General features: G+C 61.2%; 19 protein-coding genes. 17 read left to right on the top strand and 2 right to left on the bottom strand.

What is annotated here, in order from left to right; translation table 11 throughout:
- Window positions 1-21: 21 nt before the first annotated feature.
- The 11 genes from V8J88_RS03245 (at window position 22) to rpoH (ending at window position 12,543) form a co-directional block, all read left to right on the top strand.
- Window positions 22-2,349, top strand: a complete 2,328-nt coding sequence (locus tag V8J88_RS03245) for a TonB-dependent receptor (protein ID WP_338847745.1) — start codon at window positions 22-24, stop codon at window positions 2,347-2,349.
- Window positions 2,337-3,662 (top strand): PepSY-associated TM helix domain-containing protein, encoded by a 1,326-nt coding sequence (locus tag V8J88_RS03240; protein ID WP_338847744.1) that lies wholly within the window; start codon window positions 2,337-2,339, stop codon window positions 3,660-3,662. The genes V8J88_RS03245 and V8J88_RS03240 overlap by 13 nt, the downstream gene beginning before the upstream one ends.
- A 126-nt stretch (window positions 3,663-3,788) precedes the next feature.
- On the top strand, window positions 3,789-5,039 hold the full coding sequence (locus V8J88_RS03235; RefSeq protein WP_338847743.1) for an efflux RND transporter periplasmic adaptor subunit: 1,251 nt from the start codon (window positions 3,789-3,791) through the stop codon (window positions 5,037-5,039).
- The gene (locus V8J88_RS03230; RefSeq protein ID WP_338847742.1) at window positions 5,036-5,788 is read left to right on the top strand and encodes an ABC transporter ATP-binding protein; all 753 of its coding nucleotides are present in this window, start codon (window positions 5,036-5,038) and stop codon (window positions 5,786-5,788) included. The genes V8J88_RS03235 and V8J88_RS03230 overlap by 4 nt, the downstream gene beginning before the upstream one ends.
- Complete coding sequence (locus V8J88_RS03225; protein WP_338847741.1) at window positions 5,779-6,987, top strand: ABC transporter permease; 1,209 nt, start codon at window positions 5,779-5,781, stop codon at window positions 6,985-6,987. The genes V8J88_RS03230 and V8J88_RS03225 overlap by 10 nt, the downstream gene beginning before the upstream one ends.
- 280 nt (window positions 6,988-7,267) lie before the next feature.
- On the top strand, window positions 7,268-8,482 hold the full coding sequence (gene ftsY, locus V8J88_RS03220; RefSeq protein WP_338847740.1) for a signal recognition particle-docking protein FtsY: 1,215 nt from the start codon (window positions 7,268-7,270) through the stop codon (window positions 8,480-8,482).
- 23 nt (window positions 8,483-8,505) lie between these two features.
- Window positions 8,506-9,189, top strand: coding sequence for an ATP-binding cassette domain-containing protein (locus tag V8J88_RS03215; protein WP_338847739.1), 684 nt, complete (start codon window positions 8,506-8,508; stop codon window positions 9,187-9,189).
- The gene (locus V8J88_RS03210; protein ID WP_338847738.1) at window positions 9,186-10,112 is read left to right on the top strand and encodes a permease-like cell division protein FtsX; all 927 of its coding nucleotides are present in this window, start codon (window positions 9,186-9,188) and stop codon (window positions 10,110-10,112) included. The genes V8J88_RS03215 and V8J88_RS03210 overlap by 4 nt, the downstream gene beginning before the upstream one ends.
- 5 nt (window positions 10,113-10,117) lie before the next feature.
- Entirely contained in the window at window positions 10,118-10,597 is a 480-nt protein-coding gene (locus V8J88_RS03205) for a hypothetical protein (RefSeq protein ID WP_338847737.1), read from the top strand.
- Window positions 10,584-11,273 (top strand): class I SAM-dependent methyltransferase, encoded by a 690-nt coding sequence (locus V8J88_RS03200; RefSeq protein ID WP_338847736.1) that lies wholly within the window; start codon window positions 10,584-10,586, stop codon window positions 11,271-11,273. Before V8J88_RS03205 ends, V8J88_RS03200 begins: the two co-directional genes overlap by 14 nt.
- A 370-nt stretch (window positions 11,274-11,643) precedes the next feature.
- The gene (rpoH, locus tag V8J88_RS03195; protein ID WP_338847735.1) at window positions 11,644-12,543 is read left to right on the top strand and encodes an RNA polymerase sigma factor RpoH; all 900 of its coding nucleotides are present in this window, start codon (window positions 11,644-11,646) and stop codon (window positions 12,541-12,543) included.
- A gap of 37 nt (window positions 12,544-12,580) precedes the next feature.
- Here rpoH and V8J88_RS03190 read toward each other — a convergent pair whose 3' ends face one another.
- A complete protein-coding gene (locus tag V8J88_RS03190) occupies window positions 12,581-13,105 on the bottom strand; it encodes a GNAT family N-acetyltransferase (protein WP_338847734.1) in 525 nt (174 codons plus the stop codon).
- Window positions 13,106-13,276: 171 nt separating this feature from the next.
- Here V8J88_RS03190 and V8J88_RS03185 point away from each other — a divergent pair, with 171 nt between their 5' ends.
- The 6 genes from V8J88_RS03185 (at window position 13,277) to V8J88_RS03160 (ending at window position 17,970) form a co-directional block, all read left to right on the top strand.
- A complete protein-coding gene (locus V8J88_RS03185; RefSeq protein ID WP_338847733.1) occupies window positions 13,277-13,699 on the top strand; it encodes an antitoxin Xre/MbcA/ParS toxin-binding domain-containing protein in 423 nt (140 codons plus the stop codon).
- Window positions 13,700-13,830: 131 nt separating this feature from the next.
- Entirely contained in the window at window positions 13,831-14,556 is a 726-nt protein-coding gene (locus V8J88_RS03180) for an RES family NAD+ phosphorylase (protein WP_338847732.1), read from the top strand.
- Window positions 14,557-14,617: 61 nt separating this feature from the next.
- Window positions 14,618-15,307 carry a response regulator gene (locus tag V8J88_RS03175; RefSeq protein WP_338847731.1) on the top strand — a complete coding sequence of 230 codons (690 nt, stop codon included), beginning with the start codon at window positions 14,618-14,620 and terminating at the stop codon, window positions 15,305-15,307.
- Between the two features lie 280 nt (window positions 15,308-15,587).
- Complete coding sequence (locus V8J88_RS03170) at window positions 15,588-16,514, top strand: carbohydrate kinase (RefSeq protein ID WP_338849827.1); 927 nt, start codon at window positions 15,588-15,590, stop codon at window positions 16,512-16,514.
- Window positions 16,515-16,614: 100 nt separating this feature from the next.
- Window positions 16,615-17,334, top strand: coding sequence for an N-acetylmuramoyl-L-alanine amidase (locus V8J88_RS03165; protein WP_338847730.1), 720 nt, complete (start codon window positions 16,615-16,617; stop codon window positions 17,332-17,334).
- 18 nt (window positions 17,335-17,352) lie between these two features.
- Entirely contained in the window at window positions 17,353-17,970 is a 618-nt protein-coding gene (locus tag V8J88_RS03160; protein WP_338847729.1) for a hypothetical protein, read from the top strand.
- Window position 17,971: 1 nt separating this feature from the next.
- On the opposite strand, the gene V8J88_RS03155 is transcribed toward V8J88_RS03160, so the two are convergent.
- A complete protein-coding gene (locus tag V8J88_RS03155) occupies window positions 17,972-18,601 on the bottom strand; it encodes a GNAT family N-acetyltransferase (RefSeq protein ID WP_338847728.1) in 630 nt (209 codons plus the stop codon).
- Window positions 18,602-18,742: the final 141 nt, after the last annotated feature.

Below are 18,742 nucleotides of genomic sequence, written 5' to 3'. Positions count from 1 at the left end.
ACATGCACCAGCTTATCGCGCATGAAAAACCGCCCCTCAGCCATCCATCCGCCTGCCCGCAAACGCCTTTGGCTGTGCCTGTTGGCCAGCATTCCCGCCAGCGCCCTGGCGGATCACAGCGCAGCGCCGGAAAAAAGCATAGGCACTGTGGTGATCAACGGCCCTCAGGCCACCTCCCTGCCCTCGCACATTCCGGCCACAGTCGAAGGCGTCACGGCGCGTCAGATCGAAGAAAGCATCAACGCCAGCGATAGCGAAGACGCGCTCAAATATCTGCCCAGTCTGCTGGTGCGCAAACGCTATCCCGGCGACTACAACCACGCCGTGCTGTCTTCGCGCGCATCCGGCACGGGCAACAGCGCGCGCTCGGCGGTGTACGCGGATGGCGTGCTGCTCTCCAACTATCTGGGCAATGGCGCCACCTATGCGCCGCGCTGGGGTATGGTGACGCCAGCCGAAATCGAGCGGGTGGATGTGATGTACGGCCCGTTTTCCGCCGCCTATCGCGGCAATTCCGCCGGCGCGGTAATCGAATATGTGACGCAAATGCCGAAAGCCTTTAAAGCCTATGCCAAGCTGGGCTTGAGCCGGCAGGCGTTTGCGCTCTACCAAAGCGCGGCGAATTACCATGGCCTGCAAGCCAGCGCCGGGCTGGGCGACCGCAACGGCGCTTTTTCCTGGTGGCTGAATCTGAGCCAGCAAGACAGCCGGGGCCAGCCGCAAACCTTCGCCACCCGCGCCTTGAGCAATAATGCGCCGGCGGCGAATGCGCAAGCGGTCAGCGGGGCCTGGCTGGGGCAAGACCGCAATCATCAGCCCTGGTGGATCATTGGCGCCGGCACGGCCTACCACACCCTGCAACAGCACGGCAAACTCAAGCTGGCATACGACATCCAGCCCGGCTTGCGCGCCTCTTACAGCTTCGGCCTGTGGCAAAACCGCGCCGACGCCCAGGCCGAAAGCTATTTGCGCGACAGCGCAGGCAAGCCGGTGTACAGCGGCAATCTGAATATCGGCGGCAAAGGCTATACCCTGGCCGCAAATGATTTCCCGCACAACCGCGAGCGGCTGGAACACTGGATGCATGCGCTGCACCTCAAGCAGCATCAGCGCGCCATGTTTGATTGGGAAATCTCGGCCAGCCAATTTGATTACCGCACCGACTTGCAACGCAGCGCCGGCAGCAGTCCGCCCGCCGGCAAACTGGGCGGCCCCGGCACGCTGCAAGATCAAAGCGGCACCGGCTGGCGCGCACTGGCGGCCAAAGCCACCTGGCGCCCGCAAGGCGCAGACGGAACACACATCATCGACTTCGGCCTGCAAGCCGAGCACTACAAACTGCGCATCGTCAGAAGCAATCTGCAAAACTGGCAAACCGACCAGCAAGGCAGTCTGGCGAATGAAGTCGGCGGGCGCTCGCAATTGCATTCCCTGTGGCTGCAAGAACGCTGGAAATTCCAAGCCGATTGGCATGCCGTGCTCGGCCTGCGCCTGGAACAATGGCAAGCCAGCGATGGCCTGACCCGTTTTTCCGCCACCCGGCAACAGCGCTATGCCGCGCGGCAGGAAAACCACCTCTCGCCGAAACTGGCGCTGGCCTGGCAGAGCGCGCCGGCGCATGTCATCAAAGCCGCGCTGGGACGCGCCGTGCGCATGCCGACCGTGGCCGAGTTGTATGGCGCGACCGCAAGCGCGAACTCACAATATATCAACGACCCGCATCTGGCCCCCGAGAAATCATGGACCGCCGAACTCAGCTGGGAATACAGCCTGGCGAAACAGAATCTGCGCCTGACCCTGTTTGGCGAAGACGTGCGCGACGCCCTGTATGCGCAAACCCTGTTTGACAGCCGCGCCAACGCCAATATCAGCCGGGTGCAAAACATTGCGCGCATCAGCACCCTGGGCCTGGAAGCGGTCTATAACGCACAAGATGTGTTCTGGCGCGGTTTGGATCTGGACGCCAGCCTGACCTGGACCGATTCGCGCATCCGCGCCAATCGCGGCTTTGTCAGCACGCCCGGCGACACCATCGACAAACGGCAGCCGCGCGTGCCGGTATGGCGCGCCACCGTGCAAGCCGGCTGGCGCATCACGCCGCAATGGCAGGCCAGCCTGGCCGCGCGCTACAGCGGCCTGCAATATGCAAGCTTGAACAATAGCGACCACAATGGTTATGCTTATCAAGGCGGCAGCCGCTATTTCACCGCCGATGCGCGCATACTGTGGCGTATCAATAAGCAATGGAGCGCCGCACTCGGCGTGGACAATCTGAATAATCAGCAATATTGGAATTTCCACCCCTACCCACAACGCACTTGGCAAGCGGAGTTGAAATGGACGAGCTGAACCCTGGCGCTTTGCGCGCTCTGCGCCGCAGCATTCTGCTGCGCATCCACGTCTGGGCCACCCTGATCGCCACGCCGTTCGCCCTGCTCGCCATCGGCAGCGGCCTGGTGTATTTATTCAGCCCGCAAATCGAACAGGCGCGCCATGGCCATTTGCTGCAAGTGTCGCAGGCCAAGCGCCCCATGCTGGCGCTGGATCAACTGATTGCACAAGCTGAAAGCGCGCTGCCGCAGGGACATTGGCGGCTGCAAAATCTGCGCATTCCGCAAGCGGCCGATGAAAGCCTGCAGATCCGTTTTAAAAACCCGCACCAGCACGGCCAGCACCACCCCGAGCACCCGAGCGCTGAGACGCTGAGCGTGTATCTCGACCCATACACCGGCAAAACCCTGGGCACGCTGGACGAAGCGGAACGTTTCACGCCCTGGGCCGCCGATTTGCACGCCCATTTGCTGCAGGGCGACGGCTGGCGCTGGATGATAGAACTCGGCGCCAGCTGGCTGCTGGTGATGCTGTTGAGCGGCGTGATTTTATGGTGGCCGGCGCGCTGGAATCGCGCCACCCTCAGCCCGGCAGGCAAACAGGGCCGCGCCGCCTGGCGCGCCTGGCATGGCTTGCTTGGCGCCAGCCTGGCCGCAATCAGCGCCGTGATTCTGCTGACCGGCCTGACCTGGAGCAAATACGGCGGCGAAAATGTGCGCTATCTGGTGCAAAAGAGCGGCCAGGCCGGCAAACGCATTCCCGCCGGCCTGCAATCCGCCAGTCCCGCCGCCGCCAGCGGCGCGCGCATCAGCTGGCAAGCCGCACTGGAGGCCGCACGCCGCCACGCCCCGCCAACCGCCTTGCAACTGAGCGCCCCGGGCGCGCAAAAACCGTATTGGCATGTGCGCAACGCCGACGCCAACGCCGCGCAACACAAATTTGAACTGGCGCTCGACGCCGGCGACGGCTCCCGCCTGTATTACAGCGGCTGGCAGGAAATGAGCGCCTTCAGCCAAGCCACCGCTGTCGGGATTCCCTTCCACCGGGGCGAATTCGGCTGGTGGAACCAGGCCCTGTTGCTGCTGTTTGCGCTGGGCTTGCTGTTTTCTCTGCTCTCCGGCTGGGTCATGCTGTGGCTGCGCTGGCGTAAAACCGGCGGCAGCTTCTTCAACAGCATCTTGCCGCCGCTGCCTGACGGGGCCTGGAGCGCGCTGCCCGGCTGGGCCTGGCTGAGCGCCCTGCTGCTGCCGCTGATCGCCCCGCTGCTGCTGCCATCCGCCTTATTGCCGGCAGCCTTGGAATACCGCCAGGCGCATCTGGCGCCGGACTGATGTGGCGCAAATACCGCAGGCGCGGGTAAAGAATTGCAAAGCCGGGCCGCGCCGGGGCAGCGCGGCGGCGCGCGCTGCTATCATAAAAAGCGCGGCGCATCTGCGCCGGCTTCCCGGGAACTCACTATGTCAGCGCCATCCCTGCAAGATATCCTGCAACAATCCGCGCGCAGCAAACGCCGCCCCTGGGTTTGGCTGATCCTGCTTGCCCTGCTGGCCGCCGGCGCCTGGCGGCTGCTGCCGGCATTCAACAGCGGCGCGCGCATCCAATACCAAACTGAAACCGTGCAACAAGGCCGCCTGAGCGTCAGCGTGAGCGCCAGCGGCACATTGCAACCTGTCACCTCGGTCGATGTCGGCAGCGAACTGTCCGGCACCTTAGCCAGCGTGCTGGCGCAAGAAAACGACCTGGTGCGCAAAGGTCAATTGCTGGCCACGCTGGATACAGAAAAACTGCAAGACGCGGTGAAACGCGCCGAAGCCGCCCTGGCCGGCGCGCAAGCCGCCGTGCGGCAAGCCGAGGCCAGCCTGTTTGAAAGCACACAACAACGCCAGCGCCTGCGTCAAATGTATGAACTGTCACAAGGCGGCATTCCCAGCCGGCACGAACTGGACGCCGCGCACGCCGCCTGGCTGCGCGCCGACGCCGCCCTGGCCGGCGCGCGCGCCAATGTGCAACAAGCGCAAGCGCAACTCAAAACCGACCGCACCAATCTGGGCAAAGCCTCGATCCGTTCACCGATAGACGGCGTGGTGCTGACGCGCAAAGTGGAACCCGGACAAACCGTAGCCGCCGCCTTAAACACCCCGGTCTTATTCACCCTGGCGGAAAATCTCAAGCAAATGGAATTGCAAATCAAAGTCGATGAAGCCGACGTCAGCCAAATCAAAAACGGCCAGCCAGCCAGCTTCACCGTGTCCGGTTGGCCGGGCCGGCAATTCCCCGCCAGCATCCGCCGCATCGGCCTGGGCTCGGCCATCAGCGAGAATGTGGTGACATACAAAACCGTGCTGGACGTGAAAAACGAAGACCTGGCCTTGCGTCCCGGCATGAGCGCCAACGCCACCATCATCACCGCGCAACGCGACAACGCGCTGCTGGTTCCGAATGCCGCCTTGCGCTTCACCCCGCCGCAGCCAAAAGAAAAAAGCCAGGGCGGCATCGTCTCCGCGCTGATCCCCAAGCTGCCGCCGCAAGCGCGCAAAGCGCAGGCCGCGCCGGATGCGCAAAAACAGGTGTGGGTGGTCGGCCCGCAGGGGCCGCAGGCGATTGCAGTCCAAACCGGCTTGAGCAATGGCCGCCAGACCGAAATCACCGGCGGCGAAGTGCGTCCCGGCATGGCGCTGATTGTCGATATGCAAGAAGGCGGCAAATGAATCAGCCCGCCGCCGCCGCGCCCCTGATCGAGCTGCGCGGCATCAGCAAAACCTTTGGCAGCGGGCAAGCCGCATTCCAAGCCCTGCGCGGCGTTGATTTATCCATACATGACGGTGAATTCGTCGCCGTGATGGGGCCAAGCGGCTCCGGCAAATCAACCGTCATGAACATCATCGGCTGCCTGGATCTGCCCAGCAGCGGCGAATATCTGTTCCAGGGGGTGGCGGTGCAAAACCTCAGCCGCGCCCAGCGCGCCCTGTTGCGCCGCCATTGCCTGGGCTTTGTGTTTCAAGGCTTTAATCTGCTGGCGCGCACCAGCGCCCAGGAAAACGTCGAATTGCCACTGCTGTATCGCGGCGAAAGTCCAGCGGCGCGGCGCGCACAGGCGCAAGCCGCACTGGCGCAAGTCGGCTTGGCCGGCTGGGGCCACCACACCCCGGCGGAACTCTCCGGCGGCCAGCAACAGCGCGTCGCAATCGCGCGCGCAATCGCCACCCGTCCCCTGGTCTTGCTGGCGGATGAACCGACCGGCAACCTCGACACCACGCGCAGCCACGAAATCATGGCGCTGCTGGAAAGCCTCAACCGCGAACACAAAATCACCATCATCATGGTCACCCACGAGGCGGAGATGGCGGCATACGCCCGGCGCGTGATTTATTTTGTCGATGGCCAGGTGGCGCGCGATCAGCGCAACCCGGCGCGCGCCACAGCCGCAAGCGGGCAAGGGGACGCGCCATGTTCATAAACGCCCTGCTGCTGGCGCTGCGCGAAATCCGCCGCAATTTAATGCGCTCCTTTCTGACCGTGCTGGGAATTGTGATCGGAGTCGCAGCCGTGGTCACCATGGTCACACTGGGCAACGGGGCCACGCAAATGGTGACAGAGCAAATTTCCAGCCTGGGCAGCAATCTGCTCATACTGCGCCCCGGTCAGCGCATCGGCGGCCCGCGCGACGCCGCCGGCGCGCCGAATTTCAAAAAAAGCGATTTGGACGCCATCCGCAACCAGATTGGCGGCATCCAGCTGGTGGTTCCGCTCGCCACACGCGGCATGACCCTGGTGGCCGGCAATAACAACTGGGCCAGCAGCGTCAGCGGGGCCGGCAACAGCTATCTGGAAGCCGGCAACTGGCGCTTAGGAGCCGGGCGCGCTTTCAGCGAAGACGAAGAGCGCAGCGGCAAAGCGGTCTGCATCATCGGCGAAACCGTGCGGCGCGAGCTGTTCGGCAAGCGTGACCCGCTGGGCGAAGCGATCCGCCTGCGCGGTTTTTCCTGCCTGGTGATCGGCCTGCTCGCCTCGAAGGGACAAAACAGCATGGGCATGGATCAAGACGACACCCTGCTGCTGCCGCTGGCCACCATGCAACGCCGCATCACCGGCCAAAGCGAGATCCCGCTGGCCATGATCACCTTGCAAAACGGGGTCAACGCCGACAGCGCCATGGCGCAGATCCGCATCTTGCTGCGCGAACTGCGCAAGCTGGATGAAAACGAAGCCGACAATTTCAATCTGATGGACACCAAGCAAATTGCGCAAGCCCTGTCCGGCACGATCCGCACCATGACCGGTCTGCTGGGCGCGGTGGCGGCGGTCAGTTTGCTGGTTGGCGGCATCGGCATCATGAATATCATGCTGGTCTCAGTCACTGAGCGCACGCGCGAAATCGGCATCCGCCTGGCGATCGGCGCGCTGGAGCATGAAGTGCTGCTGCAGTTTTTGATTGAAGCGGTGGTGTTATCCGCCTTTGGCGGCCTGTTTGGCATCGTCCTGGCGTTTGCCGCCTGCTACGGCTTAAGCGCGCTGATGCAGATGCCGTTTTTATTCAACCCCGGAATTAATTTGCTGGCGTTTGGCTTTTCGGCTGCGATCGGCGTCATTTTCGGCTACGTCCCGGCGCGCCGCGCCGCCAGACTGGACCCGATTCAAGCCCTGCGCCACGAGTGAGGCGGCGGATGAGGCTCGCCATACGCGGGAAAGGCGCAGGCATACGCCGTTTGGTGCAAATTTCAAAAACAGGCGGGCCTCATGGCTGCCAGCCGGGTTACGCCGGATTGCTTAAAAATGATCTGTATATCGCCACCTCTCATGTATAACATTCCTCACCGCGCAGCAAGCGCCTGCGCTGAAAACAATCCCCGCCCGCCAAACCGCTCTATACAGCAGATTCGCCAGCCCCAGCTCTGTTACAATGCGGCATTCTCAGCGATTGCCCGACACCTGATCCATGTTCAGTTTTTTCAAAAAAAAGCCGGCAGATGCCGCGCCAGCGCCTGCCCTGGAAAACCAGCCCACTGATACCGCCGCCACGCCGCCGCTGACCTTGCCGGCAGAAACCTCGCAGCAAACTGCGCCAGCCGCCCCGCTTGATGCGCCGGCGCCGGCGCTGGCATCCGCCCTGCCCGTCAGCGCAGAAGTTCTATCGCCGCCGCCCGCCGTGCTGCCGCTGGAGCAGGAACAAGCGTTTGCGCCCGGCATCGCATATGGCGATTTATCCGCAAGCAGCACAGAAACCGTTGCGCCGCCGCCCAACCCGGCGGAAGGCAAACGCTCCTGGCTGGCGCGCTTGAAAGCCGGCCTGGCCAAAACCTCGGCCAATCTGTCCTTGCTCTTCCTCGGCGCCAAGATCGACGACGATTTATACGAAGAATTGGAAGGCGCGCTGTTGATGTCCGATGCCGGGGTCGAAGCCACCCAATATCTGCTGGATGCGCTGAAAAAGAAGGTCAAGGATGAAAAATTGACCGAGGCCGCACAAGTCAAAGTCGCGCTGAAAACCCTGCTCACAGAATTGCTGCAACCGCTGCAAAAACCTTTCGTACTGGGGCGCAATCAACCCCTGGTGATGATGATCGCCGGCGTCAACGGCGCTGGCAAAACCACCACCATCGGCAAGCTGGCCAAGCATATGCAAGCGCATGGCCAATCGGTGCTGCTGGCGGCTGGCGACACCTTCCGCGCCGCCGCGCGTGAGCAACTCAGTATCTGGGGGCAGCGCAATAATGTCACCGTGATCGCGCAGGAATCGGGCGACCCGGCGGCGGTGGCGTTTGACGCCGTCTCCGCAGGCCGCGCGCGCAAAATGGATGTGGTGATGGTCGATACCGCTGGCCGCCTGCCAACCCAATTGCACTTGATGGAAGAGTTAAAAAAGATCAAGCGCGTATTGGGCAAGGCGCAGGATGGCGCGCCGCATGAAGTTTTGCTGGTAATTGATGGCAATACCGGCCAGAACGCCTTGGCGCAAGTCAAAGCATTTGACGACGCCTTGCAATTGAGCGGCCTGGTGATCACCAAACTCGACGGCACCGCCAAGGGCGGGGTATTGGCGGCGATTGCGCGCACCCGTCCGGTGCCGGTGTATTTCATTGGCGTGGGTGAAAAGATTGAAGACTTGCAAGCGTTCAACGCCGCCGAATTCGTTGACGCCCTGCTTGGCTGAGACAAGAAGCCAGGAGAGGCGGCATGATTGAACTGCAAGCGGTCAGCAAACAATATCCAGGCGCGCCTGCCGCGCTGGACGGCGTATCGTTCACCATCCAGCGCGGCGAAATGGTGCTGCTGGCCGGCCCCTCCGGCGCCGGCAAATCGACACTGCTCAAACTGCTGGCGGCGTTGGAACGTCCGAGCCGGGGCCGGGTGCTGGTGAATGGTCAGGATATCAGTCACCTGCCGCCCGCCGGGATTCCTTTTTTGCGGCGCAATCTGGGCATTATTCTGCAGCAAACCAATTTGCTGGAAGACCGCAGCAATCTGGACAATGTGATGCTGCCGCTGGTGGTGCTGGGTGCGGCGCCGCAAGAAGCGCGTCAGCGCGCTCAGGCAGCATTGGAGCGGCTTGGGCTGGCGGACAAAATTCATGCGCGCCCGCAAGCATTGTCCGGCGGCGAACAGCAGCGCGTGGCGATTGCGCGTGCAATTGTCAACCGCCCGCAAATCATTCTGGCTGACGAGCCGACCGCGAATCTGGACAAGGCTTCCGCACAACAAGTCATGCAAGCGCTGCAGAGTTTTCATGCGGCTGGCGTGACCTGCCTGATTTCCACCCATGATGAGAGCATTTTGCAGCAGGCGGCGCGCGTCATCACCCTGCACGCCGGACGGCTGGCGGCAGACAGCGCGCCAGCGGCGAATGGAGAAAACGCATGAAAAACTGGTGGCGTCAACAAAGCTTTGCGCTGGCGGTCGCGTTTGCCCATCTGCGCGCCGCGCCCGCCGGCTTTGCCTTTAATGTGCTGGTGGTGGCGTGCGCCCTGGCGCTGCCGCTGGCCGGCTTCACCCTGTTGCAAAATCTGCGCCCGCTGTCGGCCCAATTGGCGGTGGAGCCGGAATTAAGCATCTTCCTCAAACCCGCGCTGACGCAGGAAGAAGGGCGCGCGCTGGGCGAACCCATTGAGCGCTTATTACAGCAATACAAGGTGCGGGCGCGCATGCGTTTTGTGCCGCGCGAAGAAGCTTTGGCGCAATTGCAGGCGCGCGGCGCGCTGGCCGATGTGCTGGGCAGCCTGGGACAAAACCCGCTGCCCGATTCCTGGGTGCTGCAATTGGAACAAGTGGCCGATCCGCGTGCGGTGCAAGGGGTGCCGGCGCTGGTGCAGGATTTGAAAAACCTGCCGGGCGTGGATGTGGCGCAAGTCGATTCCGATTGGGTCAAGCGTTTGGCCGCCTTCTTGCAACTGGCCTGGCTGATGCTGGCGTTTATCGCCGCCACCCTGATGGTAGTGGTGCTGGTGGTGGTGTTCAACACCGTGCGCCTGCAGGTTTTGACACGCTTGCCGGAAATCAGCGTCAGCCGCCTGGTCGGCGCCAGCGACAGCTTTATTCACCGCCCGTTTTTATATGGCGGCGCCATGCTGGGCCTCTGCGCCGGCTTGTTGGCTCTGGGCATGGTGGCCCTCACGCTGCAACCGTTTAACCGTCTGATTGCGGAGTTGGCGCATTTGTACGCCAGCGAATTCCAATTGCGCCCGCTGGCCCTGATCGATAGCGTATTGCTGCTGGTTTTTGCGATTTTGCTGGGCTGGTGCGGCGCCTGGCTGTCCGTGCGCCGCCATTTGCAACGCATGCATTAAGATTCATGAGCTTACAAGACAATTTCAAACCGCCGCAGGCTGACCTCGACACCGGCCAGACACGCACGCCATTATGGAAAGCCCTGCTTGCCGCCCTGGCGCTGGATATCTTCGGCAGTCTGGTGGCTGGCTTGATCATGCAGGAAATCCTGTTGATTCAGGGTTATAGCGCGCAGCAGTTGCAAGAGATGTTTGTCGATGGCTTTCCGGTCAGTCTGACTGCGCTTTGGCTGGTTGTGCCGGGCTGCCTGTTTTCTGTCTGGGCCGGCGCGCTCCTGATTCATAAATACCGCAGCCCTGCCCTGCTGCCGCCCTTGCTGCTATTCGTTTTGCAAACCCTGTTCACCCTGCTGTTTTACGGTGCAGAATCAAGTTGGTCTTTTCTTGCCATGAGCATGTTGAATCTGGCGCTGTTGTTTGGCGGCTGGATGCTGGGCTATGCCAGACTGAAGAAAAAAGGGGTGTTTTCTGATGCAAAACCATGAAGGCAGCGATACCGCATTTGATTCTGCCCGGGAAATGCGGGCCTACTACGCCGCCCGCGCGCCTTACTATGACCGGGTGTATCTGCAGCCGGAGCGCGCCGCCGATTTAGCGTTTTTGCAAGCGCATCTGGCGCACGTCCTGGCCGGACGGCGCGTGCTGGAAGTGGCTTGCGGCACCGGCTATTGGACGCAATGGATTGCGCCGCATGCCGCCGCCTATACCGCCACTGATGGCGTCGCTGAGCCGCTGGCCTTCGCCCGCCTGCGCCCGCATTGTGCGCAGGTGCGCTTTGCCCTTGCAGACGCCTATGCGCTGGGCGCGGAGTTGGGCGAATTTGACGCCGCCTTTGCCGGTCTGTGGTTTTCCCATGTGCCGATTGAGCGGCGCGGCGCGTTTTTGCAGTCTCTGCATGCGCGTCTTGCGCCGGGCGCGCGCGTGATTTTGCTCGATAACAGCCGGGTTCAATGCCGCGACTATCCGCTTGTCGAACGCGATGCGCTGGGCAATACCTGGCAAATGCGCCCGCTGGATGACGGCACGCAACGCAAAGTCCTGAAAAATTTCCCTGAGCAAGCCGAAATGACGGAATTACTGGCCGCCAGCGCCAGCCACTGCGCCTGGCGCGAATTGGATAATTTCTGGCTGTTTGAATATGAATTGCAAAAGCCGGATTAAAGCGCGCGGCGCAATTGCAACAAATTGTTTCACCGATTTACAAACACCCGCCGCTGTAACGCCTGTATCCTCGCACTGGCATTCCCTCTTCATATAGAGGAAATAGGCTTATCCGGGATCACTTCCATAAAATCTGAAAAAAGTATGTGTAACTCAGCAAAAACATGCTTCTATTCAAATCAAATCCGATAAAAACTGTATACATCAAATGCACCTTCAGATTTTACTGAAGTAAGCATATTACAAAACAGGATTGGCACTCATCCAATGAGAGTGCTAACATAAGCGCTGAGATAAACCGGCCATGTGGCTGGACAGCAGAATGCAAGCGGCGCAAACGCCGCACCATCAGCAGCAAGGAGAACAAGATATGAACGCAGCATCCGCACAGTTGGCTTTGGTTCCGGCAGGCAGCAATGCGCTTGAGCTTGGTTTCAGCGGCGCCTTGGGCAATCTGGACGCATATATCTCTGCCGTCAACCGTCTGCCGATGCTGAGCCAGGAAGAAGAAAGCAGTCTGGCGCAGCGTTTGCGCGAACACAATGATCTGGCCGCCGCGCAAAAAATGGTGCTCTCGCACCTGCGCCTTGTGGTCTCGATTGCACGCGGTTATTTAGGCTACGGCCTGCCGCACGCCGACCTGATCCAGGAAGGCAATATCGGCTTGATGAAAGCCGTCAAACGCTTCGATCCAAGCCAGGGCGTGCGCCTGGTGTCGTATGCAATGCACTGGATCAAGGCGGAAATCCACGAATATATTTTGAAAAACTGGCGGCTGGTGAAAGTCGCCACCACCAAGGCGCAACGCAAGCTGTTTTTCAACCTGCGCAGCCACAAGCAAGGCCTGGACGCGATGAGCCCGGCGCAAATCGACGCGCTTGCCAAGCAACTCGACGTCAAGCGCGAAGAAGTGATCGAGATGGAAACCCGTCTGGCCGGGCACGATGTGGCGCTGGAAGCGCCGGCGGACGATGAGGACGACAAATTCGCGCCAATCGCCTACCTGGCCTCGGATTCGGGCGAGCCGACCCGCGTGCTGGAAGCCAAACAGCAAATGCGCCTGCAGTCGGAAGGTCTCGAAGAAGCGCTGTCGAAACTGGACGACCGTTCGCGCCGCATCATCGAAGCGCGCTGGCTGGCGAATGACGACGGTTCCGGCGCCACGCTGCACGAACTGGCTGCGGAATTCGGCGTCTCGGCGGAACGCATCCGCCAGATCGAAACCGCAGCGCTGAAAAAGATGAAAACCGCGCTCGCCGCCTATCTCTGAAATTAAAATCTGAGCCCCGCTGAATGCGGGGCTTTTTTTACGCCTGCAGCCGCCGCCACAGATATTCCTTGGCGACAAACCCCTGCCCCACCCGCACCGCCATCGGCTCCAGACCGAAGGGAATAAAGCCGCAGGCGCGATACAAGGCTTGCGCCTGGGCATTGCCATCAGTCACCGTCAATTGCAAAACCTGTACGCCGCGTGCGCGTGCGGCGTGTTCCAGCGCCTGCAGCAGTAGTTTGCCCAGCCCCAAGCCGCGCGCCTCCGGGCTGACATACATGCCGAACACATCCGCCTTGTGACGGGTTTTGGCGCGCTGCGAAAAAGCCAGGCCGGCCACGCCCAACAAGCGCGCATCCAGCCAGGCCCCGAACACCACTTCCGCCGCCTCGCCTGTGGCCAGGCATTGTTCCCACCAGGATAGCGGCAAGGCGGCGCGCTCTTCCACGCTGGAGGTGAAGGCGTCGGGATGGGTGGCGTAGGCCTGCAACATCAGTTCGCGATAGATGACGGCATCTTGCACGCGCAAACGGCTGATGATGATCTCGCTTGTGTTTTGCATATCTCCCCCTCTCAATCTGCAGCGATTATAAACACCGGGCCAGGCTTGCCCGGCGGCAAAACTGCCAGCACGCGCTGAAGAAGATGCGTCAAAATCCCAAACAAGACTTTCATTGAAGAAAGTCCAGATTTGGATTAGAATGCATCTATACGATACACTTTGGAGCCAACCATGCGCCCCGATCATGCGCCCCACCATCCCGCCCTGCACAGCGGCCTGCAATTACAATCGCCGCAAGTGTGCGCCGCCGCCATCCGCGCCTTTCAAAACATCGCCAATCTGTGGCAGTTATCGGTGGATGAGCAATTGATTCTGCTGGGCAACCCGGCGCGCTCGACCTGGTTCCGCTGGAAAAAAGAACCGCATACCGCGCGCCTGGAACGCGACACATTGGAGCGGATTTCGTATATCCTCGGTATTTACAAAGCCCTGCAAATCCTGCTGCCCGATCCCGCCGCCGCCGATGGCTGGATCAAACGTCCCAACCACGCCCCCTTGTTTTCAGGCCAAAGCGCCTTGCAGCGGATGTTATCGGGCAATGTGGCTGATTTATTTGTGGTGCGGCAATATCTGGATGCGCAACGCGGCGGTTAAGCGCAGACAGCAGCGCTGCCAAAGCGCGCAGCACGACTGGCCGGGGACTGGAAACCCGGCGGGCGACGCCATCCAAAAAAACCCGGCGCGCCCCACTGCAACCTCCCTCGATTCAACAATAAGGAGCAGGCATGCACCTGACCGGAAACCCGCCTCATCTGAGTCCGCACGCCACCCCGCTCGCCGATATCGACTGGCGCCCGGGCTTTCGTGTGATTCCCTCCCGCTTTCCCAGTATCAATCTGTTTGACCGTGTCGCCAAAGAAGAAGATTTCGAGGCTTTATATTTACTCGAAGCCATGACCAATCCGCGTTTGCGCGAAGAAGTCGGCGAAATCAGCCTGGTGCCGCCAGAGCAGCGCCGCTATGGCCAGGGCTTTGGCCCCATCATGGCGGCCTTCACGCATTTGAATCCAGAAGGCAGCCGTTTTTCGGATGGCGGCTATGGTGTGTTTTACGCCGCAGAACAAGCCCACACAGCGATTGCGGAAACCTGTTATCACTCAGCGCGCTTCATGCGCGCCACCAGCGAAGCGCCGCAACAATTACAAATGCGGCTATATCATGTGGACGTGTGTGGCCGGCTGCATGATGCGCGCGCCGCCGCCGCCAGCGATCCGCTGCAAGACCCGCAACATTACGGCGCGGCGCAAGCCTATGCCAAAACCCTGCGCGAACAAGGCAGCCTGGGACTGTTGTACCAAAGCGTGCGCGCGCCCGGCAGCGTCTGCGCCGCCGTCTTCAGCACGCTGGCGCTGGCGAATTGCCGTCATGCGCGCTATTTGCGCTATGAATGGGATGGCGCGCGCGTCACGCCGTTTTATTATGACAATGCGAGTATGCCAACACTGGTTTAAATCACACTGGCGCGGCATGATGTGGTTACAATAGCCAAGCCAAGCAAATCCCGGAGGCGCCATGAAAGTCCTGGTGGTGGATGATGATGTGATTTCCCGCATGGCCCTGGTGGACTTGATGTCCAGTCTGGGGCCGTTTGAAATCGTCGAAGCGGAAGACGGCCAGCAAGCCTGGGACTTGCTGCAAAACGGCTTACAGATCTTGCTGTGCTGCTGCGATATCCGCATGCCGCGCTTATCCGGGATTGAATTTTTACAGCGGGTGAAAGGCGATCCGCTGCTAAACCGGCTGCCGGTAGTGCTGGTTTCTTCCGCCTCTGATCTGGCCACGGTGCAGCAGGCCATCAAATCCGGGGCCACGGATTACATCATCAAGCCCTTCAATGCGCAGGAAGCGCAAGCGCATTTGCGCAAAATCCTCAAAAAAGTCTGGAGCGGCCTGGCGGAACAGCCCGGCGCCGTGATGCAACGCTTGAATCTGAATAGCGAACGTTTGCAAGCGTATTATCGCGCGCTGCAAAAACAGTTGATGGAAGCCCGCCCCATACTCGCGCAAACGGCGCAGGACCCTGTGCGCAAAGCCAAAATCGATGCCCTGCACACCGGCTGCCTGACGCTGGGCATGTGGCATGCGGCCAGCCAGATCGAACGCTTGCACCATCCGCAAATCAAGATTGAGCAGCAAGACGCCATCCTGCAGGAAGCGGTCAAAGAGTTGGAACATCAACTGACCCTGGCCACCCTGATATAAACAGATAAAAATCACAAAAAACAAAAAGGCGGGAACAATTTCCGTTGAGCAAGTATTGCGTAAAATCTAACAGCGACTGCATTTTGCGCGAGACTGTCTATAATCACAGGTCACGGTTTCTGGCGAGCATTCCCCATACGGCCATACGGCCATTAGTCACCCTGCCCGCCTGCCGACATCCCACCGCACCCTCGAAGTATCATCACAGCGTAAGCAAAACATGAATACCAAGCCTTTGATTAGTAGCGCATCCGCCATAGTCGCCAACGACGACACCCCCATGCCGCAAGTGATTGCGGTCGGCGAAGCATTGACCGATATGATCCGCCAGCCTAACCACCAATGGCTGCAAATCCCTGGCGGCGCGCCCTGGAATGTGGCGCGCACCCTGGCCGCCTGGGCCTGCCGCAGCGCCTTCGCCGGCGCGGTCAGCTCGGATTTGTTTGGCGACGAAATCATCAAAGCCAGCCGCAACGCCGGCCTGGATTTACGCTTTATGCAAAAAGTCACGCGTCCGCCGCTGCTCGCTTTTGTGCACCAGGTGGCGCCGCCGGATTATTTCTTTGCCGGCGGCGACAGCGCGGATCTGTACTTTGATCCCCAGTTATTGCCGCAAAATTGGAACGGCGCGCTGCAATGGGCGCATTTTGGCGGCATCAGTTTGAGCCGCCAACCCCTGTGCGAGACCTTGCTTGGCATGGCGCGCAGCTTAAAGCAGCAAGGCGTGAAAATCAGCTACGACCCGAATTACCGCAAGCTGATGGGCGAGGACTACGACGATATTCTGTTTGAAATGTGCCAAGTGGCGCATGTGATCAAAGTCTCCAGCGAAGATTTATGCGGCCTGTTCCGCACCCGCGACGAAGCCGGCGCCTTGCGTGAACTGCGCCGCCTGGCCCCGCAAGCGGCGATTATGCATTCGCTTGGCGCTTCCGGCGCCCGCTTGCTGCATGAAAGCGGCGAATGGATCAGCCGCCCGCCGCAAATCAAGGTGGTGGATACGGTAGGCGCAGGCGACGCGGCGATGGCCGGCTTGCTGTTCTCGCTTTTGCATTTCCCTGACCGCGATTGGGATGAGCATTTACAAATCGCCGTCGCCGCCGGCAGCGCATCTTGCCAATATGCCGGAGCGCAGGCCCCGGCCTTATCCCGCGTGCAACAGGTTCTGCAACAAATGTTGCTCAGAATGACGCCGCAACGCGCATAAGCGCCTGCCTGAGATCCACCTATCGGGCCAGGGCAAGCGCCGGCTTGCCCTGCGCCCATGCATCTGCAATCATGAAGCATTGCAGCCCTTCCCGCCGGCCATGAAGTCACTCTTACTTTCCCTGCTGTGTTGCGTCAGCGCCTGCGCCACTGCGCCGGCGCGCGAGAGCGTGATTGCGCTCGATATCGGCCATTTCCACGCCAAGCCGGGAGTCATCAGTGCGCGCGGCGCGCGCGAATTTGACTTCAATCTGGCCTTGGCTCAACGCCTGGCGCAAGACTTGCAGCAGGCGGGGCAGGCGCATGTTTTGATCGGCGCGGATGGCATGGCCAGCGACTTGGCCGGGCGCGCCGCGAGCGCCGCCAAACAGCGCGCCAGCCTGCTCGTATCGCTGCATCATGATTCGGTGCAGGAACGCTATTTACAGCACTGGGAATGGCAGGGCGCGGCGCAACGCTTCACGCGCCATGCGCAAGGATATTCGCTGTTCGTATCCCGCAAAAACCCGGCTTGGCGCGCCAGTCTGCTGTGTGCGCAAGCGCTGGCGCGGCGTCTGCAAGCCGCCGGTTTTCAGCATAGCCGCCATCATGCGGAAAATATTCCGGGCGAAAACCGGCCCTGGGCCGACGCCGCGCTCGGGGTGCACTATTTTGATGATCTGGTGGTGCTGAAAAGCGCAAGCATGCCGGCGCTCTTATTTGAAGCCGGGGTGCTGGCGCATCCGGATGAAGAGTTGCGCTTGCAAGATCCTCTGCAGCGCGCACGCATGAGTGCGGCCTTGCACCAGGGTTTGCAGGATTGTTCGCCACTGCTGCCGTGAGCAGCGCAGGGAGCGGCCATGACAGATGGGCACATCGCAATCCAAACCCAAGCGGCGCAAGCGCTGGTTTGCCTCCCTTTGGCGCCAAGTCCGGGCGCCGCCGGCATGGAATGGCCGCAAGCAGAGCAGCTGATGCGGGCGCGCCAGCAATTGGCGCTGGGACTGGCGCATCACGGCATGCGCGCTGACGCCGCCTGGCTGCTGCGCTGGCGGCGCGGCGCGGATGGCGGCGTCACAACCGACCTCTGCCTGCCGCTGGCGCATGCGCTGCCGCATGCCTTGAGCGACGCCAGCGGACAAGCCGGCGTGCTGCAACCCGGCTGGCTGCCGCAAGGCGAAATCGCCAGCCTGCGCTGGCCGGCGCGACAGGCGCTGGGGCCGGGCTGGCAAGCCTTGCACCAGGCAATCCAGACGCGCCACATCGCAGCCTGCGATATGGCCTGGCTGCTGCCGCTGTCTGAACAGGAAGTCTTGCTGTGCCAAGCCCTGCTGAAAATCGCCGCTGCCGCGCCGGACGCCGAGCTGGCGAGCGAAGATCAAGCCGCCTGCAATCCGGCGCCCCATCCGGGCCAGGTGGCAAACAGTCCGGCTGGCGTGCTGCAAGACCTGCCGGACGAATGGCGCGCAGGCGATTGAGCTATGCGGCGTCCGGCCGGTCGCGCGCCACCTGCGCCAGATAGGCGGCGCGCTCTTGTTGCTGCTCCGCCGCACTGTGCGCGCGCAGGCATTTGAGCATCACATCCGCCATGCGCGGCGCGCCTTGCTCCCCGATACTGCGGCTGCGCAAAAAAGCAAAGCCAGAGGCGCGCCAAAAGGCTTGCGCGCGCGGATTGTTTTGCAATACGCCCAAGCGCATCCAGCGTGCGCCATGCGCCAAAGCATGCTGTTCCAGCACTTGATACAGCGCGCGCGCCTGCCCCTGTCCCTGCCAGCGCGCATCCAGCAGCACAAAGCCGATATGCCACACTCCCGGGGCAAACAAGTCGGCGGCCCAATCCACTGCGGCTTGCGCCTGCCCGTCCTGATCACACAGGGCATACATGGCGCGCGCCCGATGCGGCCAGGCAGTCGGCGCACCTGCGGCCAGATCGCGCCAAGCGGCGTCCGGGGCAGCAGGTGCGTCGCCGCTGATGATGAAATACGCCGGATTGCGCTGATATAAATCCTGCAACAGCGCGGCATGCTGCAACTGCAAACGCTGCACCCGCCACTGATTGGGGCTGGCGAAGTCCAGACAGGCGTTCACATCCGTCGCTTGAGCTTGCATTTTCTCCACTTTATGCACCTCCATTTTCTTGCTCTGTGCTGTCGCCTTTATCACGTAAGAACTGATTTTTAACCGGGATTTTACGCACTAAGCACTGCTCAGCGTGTATATTTGCTCTCTGCACTGGCATACTCCGCAGTC

The organism is Massilia sp. W12 (assembly GCF_037300705.1).
Taxonomy (GTDB): Bacteria; Pseudomonadota; Gammaproteobacteria; order Burkholderiales; family Burkholderiaceae_D; genus JACPVY01.
Note: the sequence above shows the minus strand (reverse complement) of the source record. Positions and strands in the feature narration are given on the sequence as shown.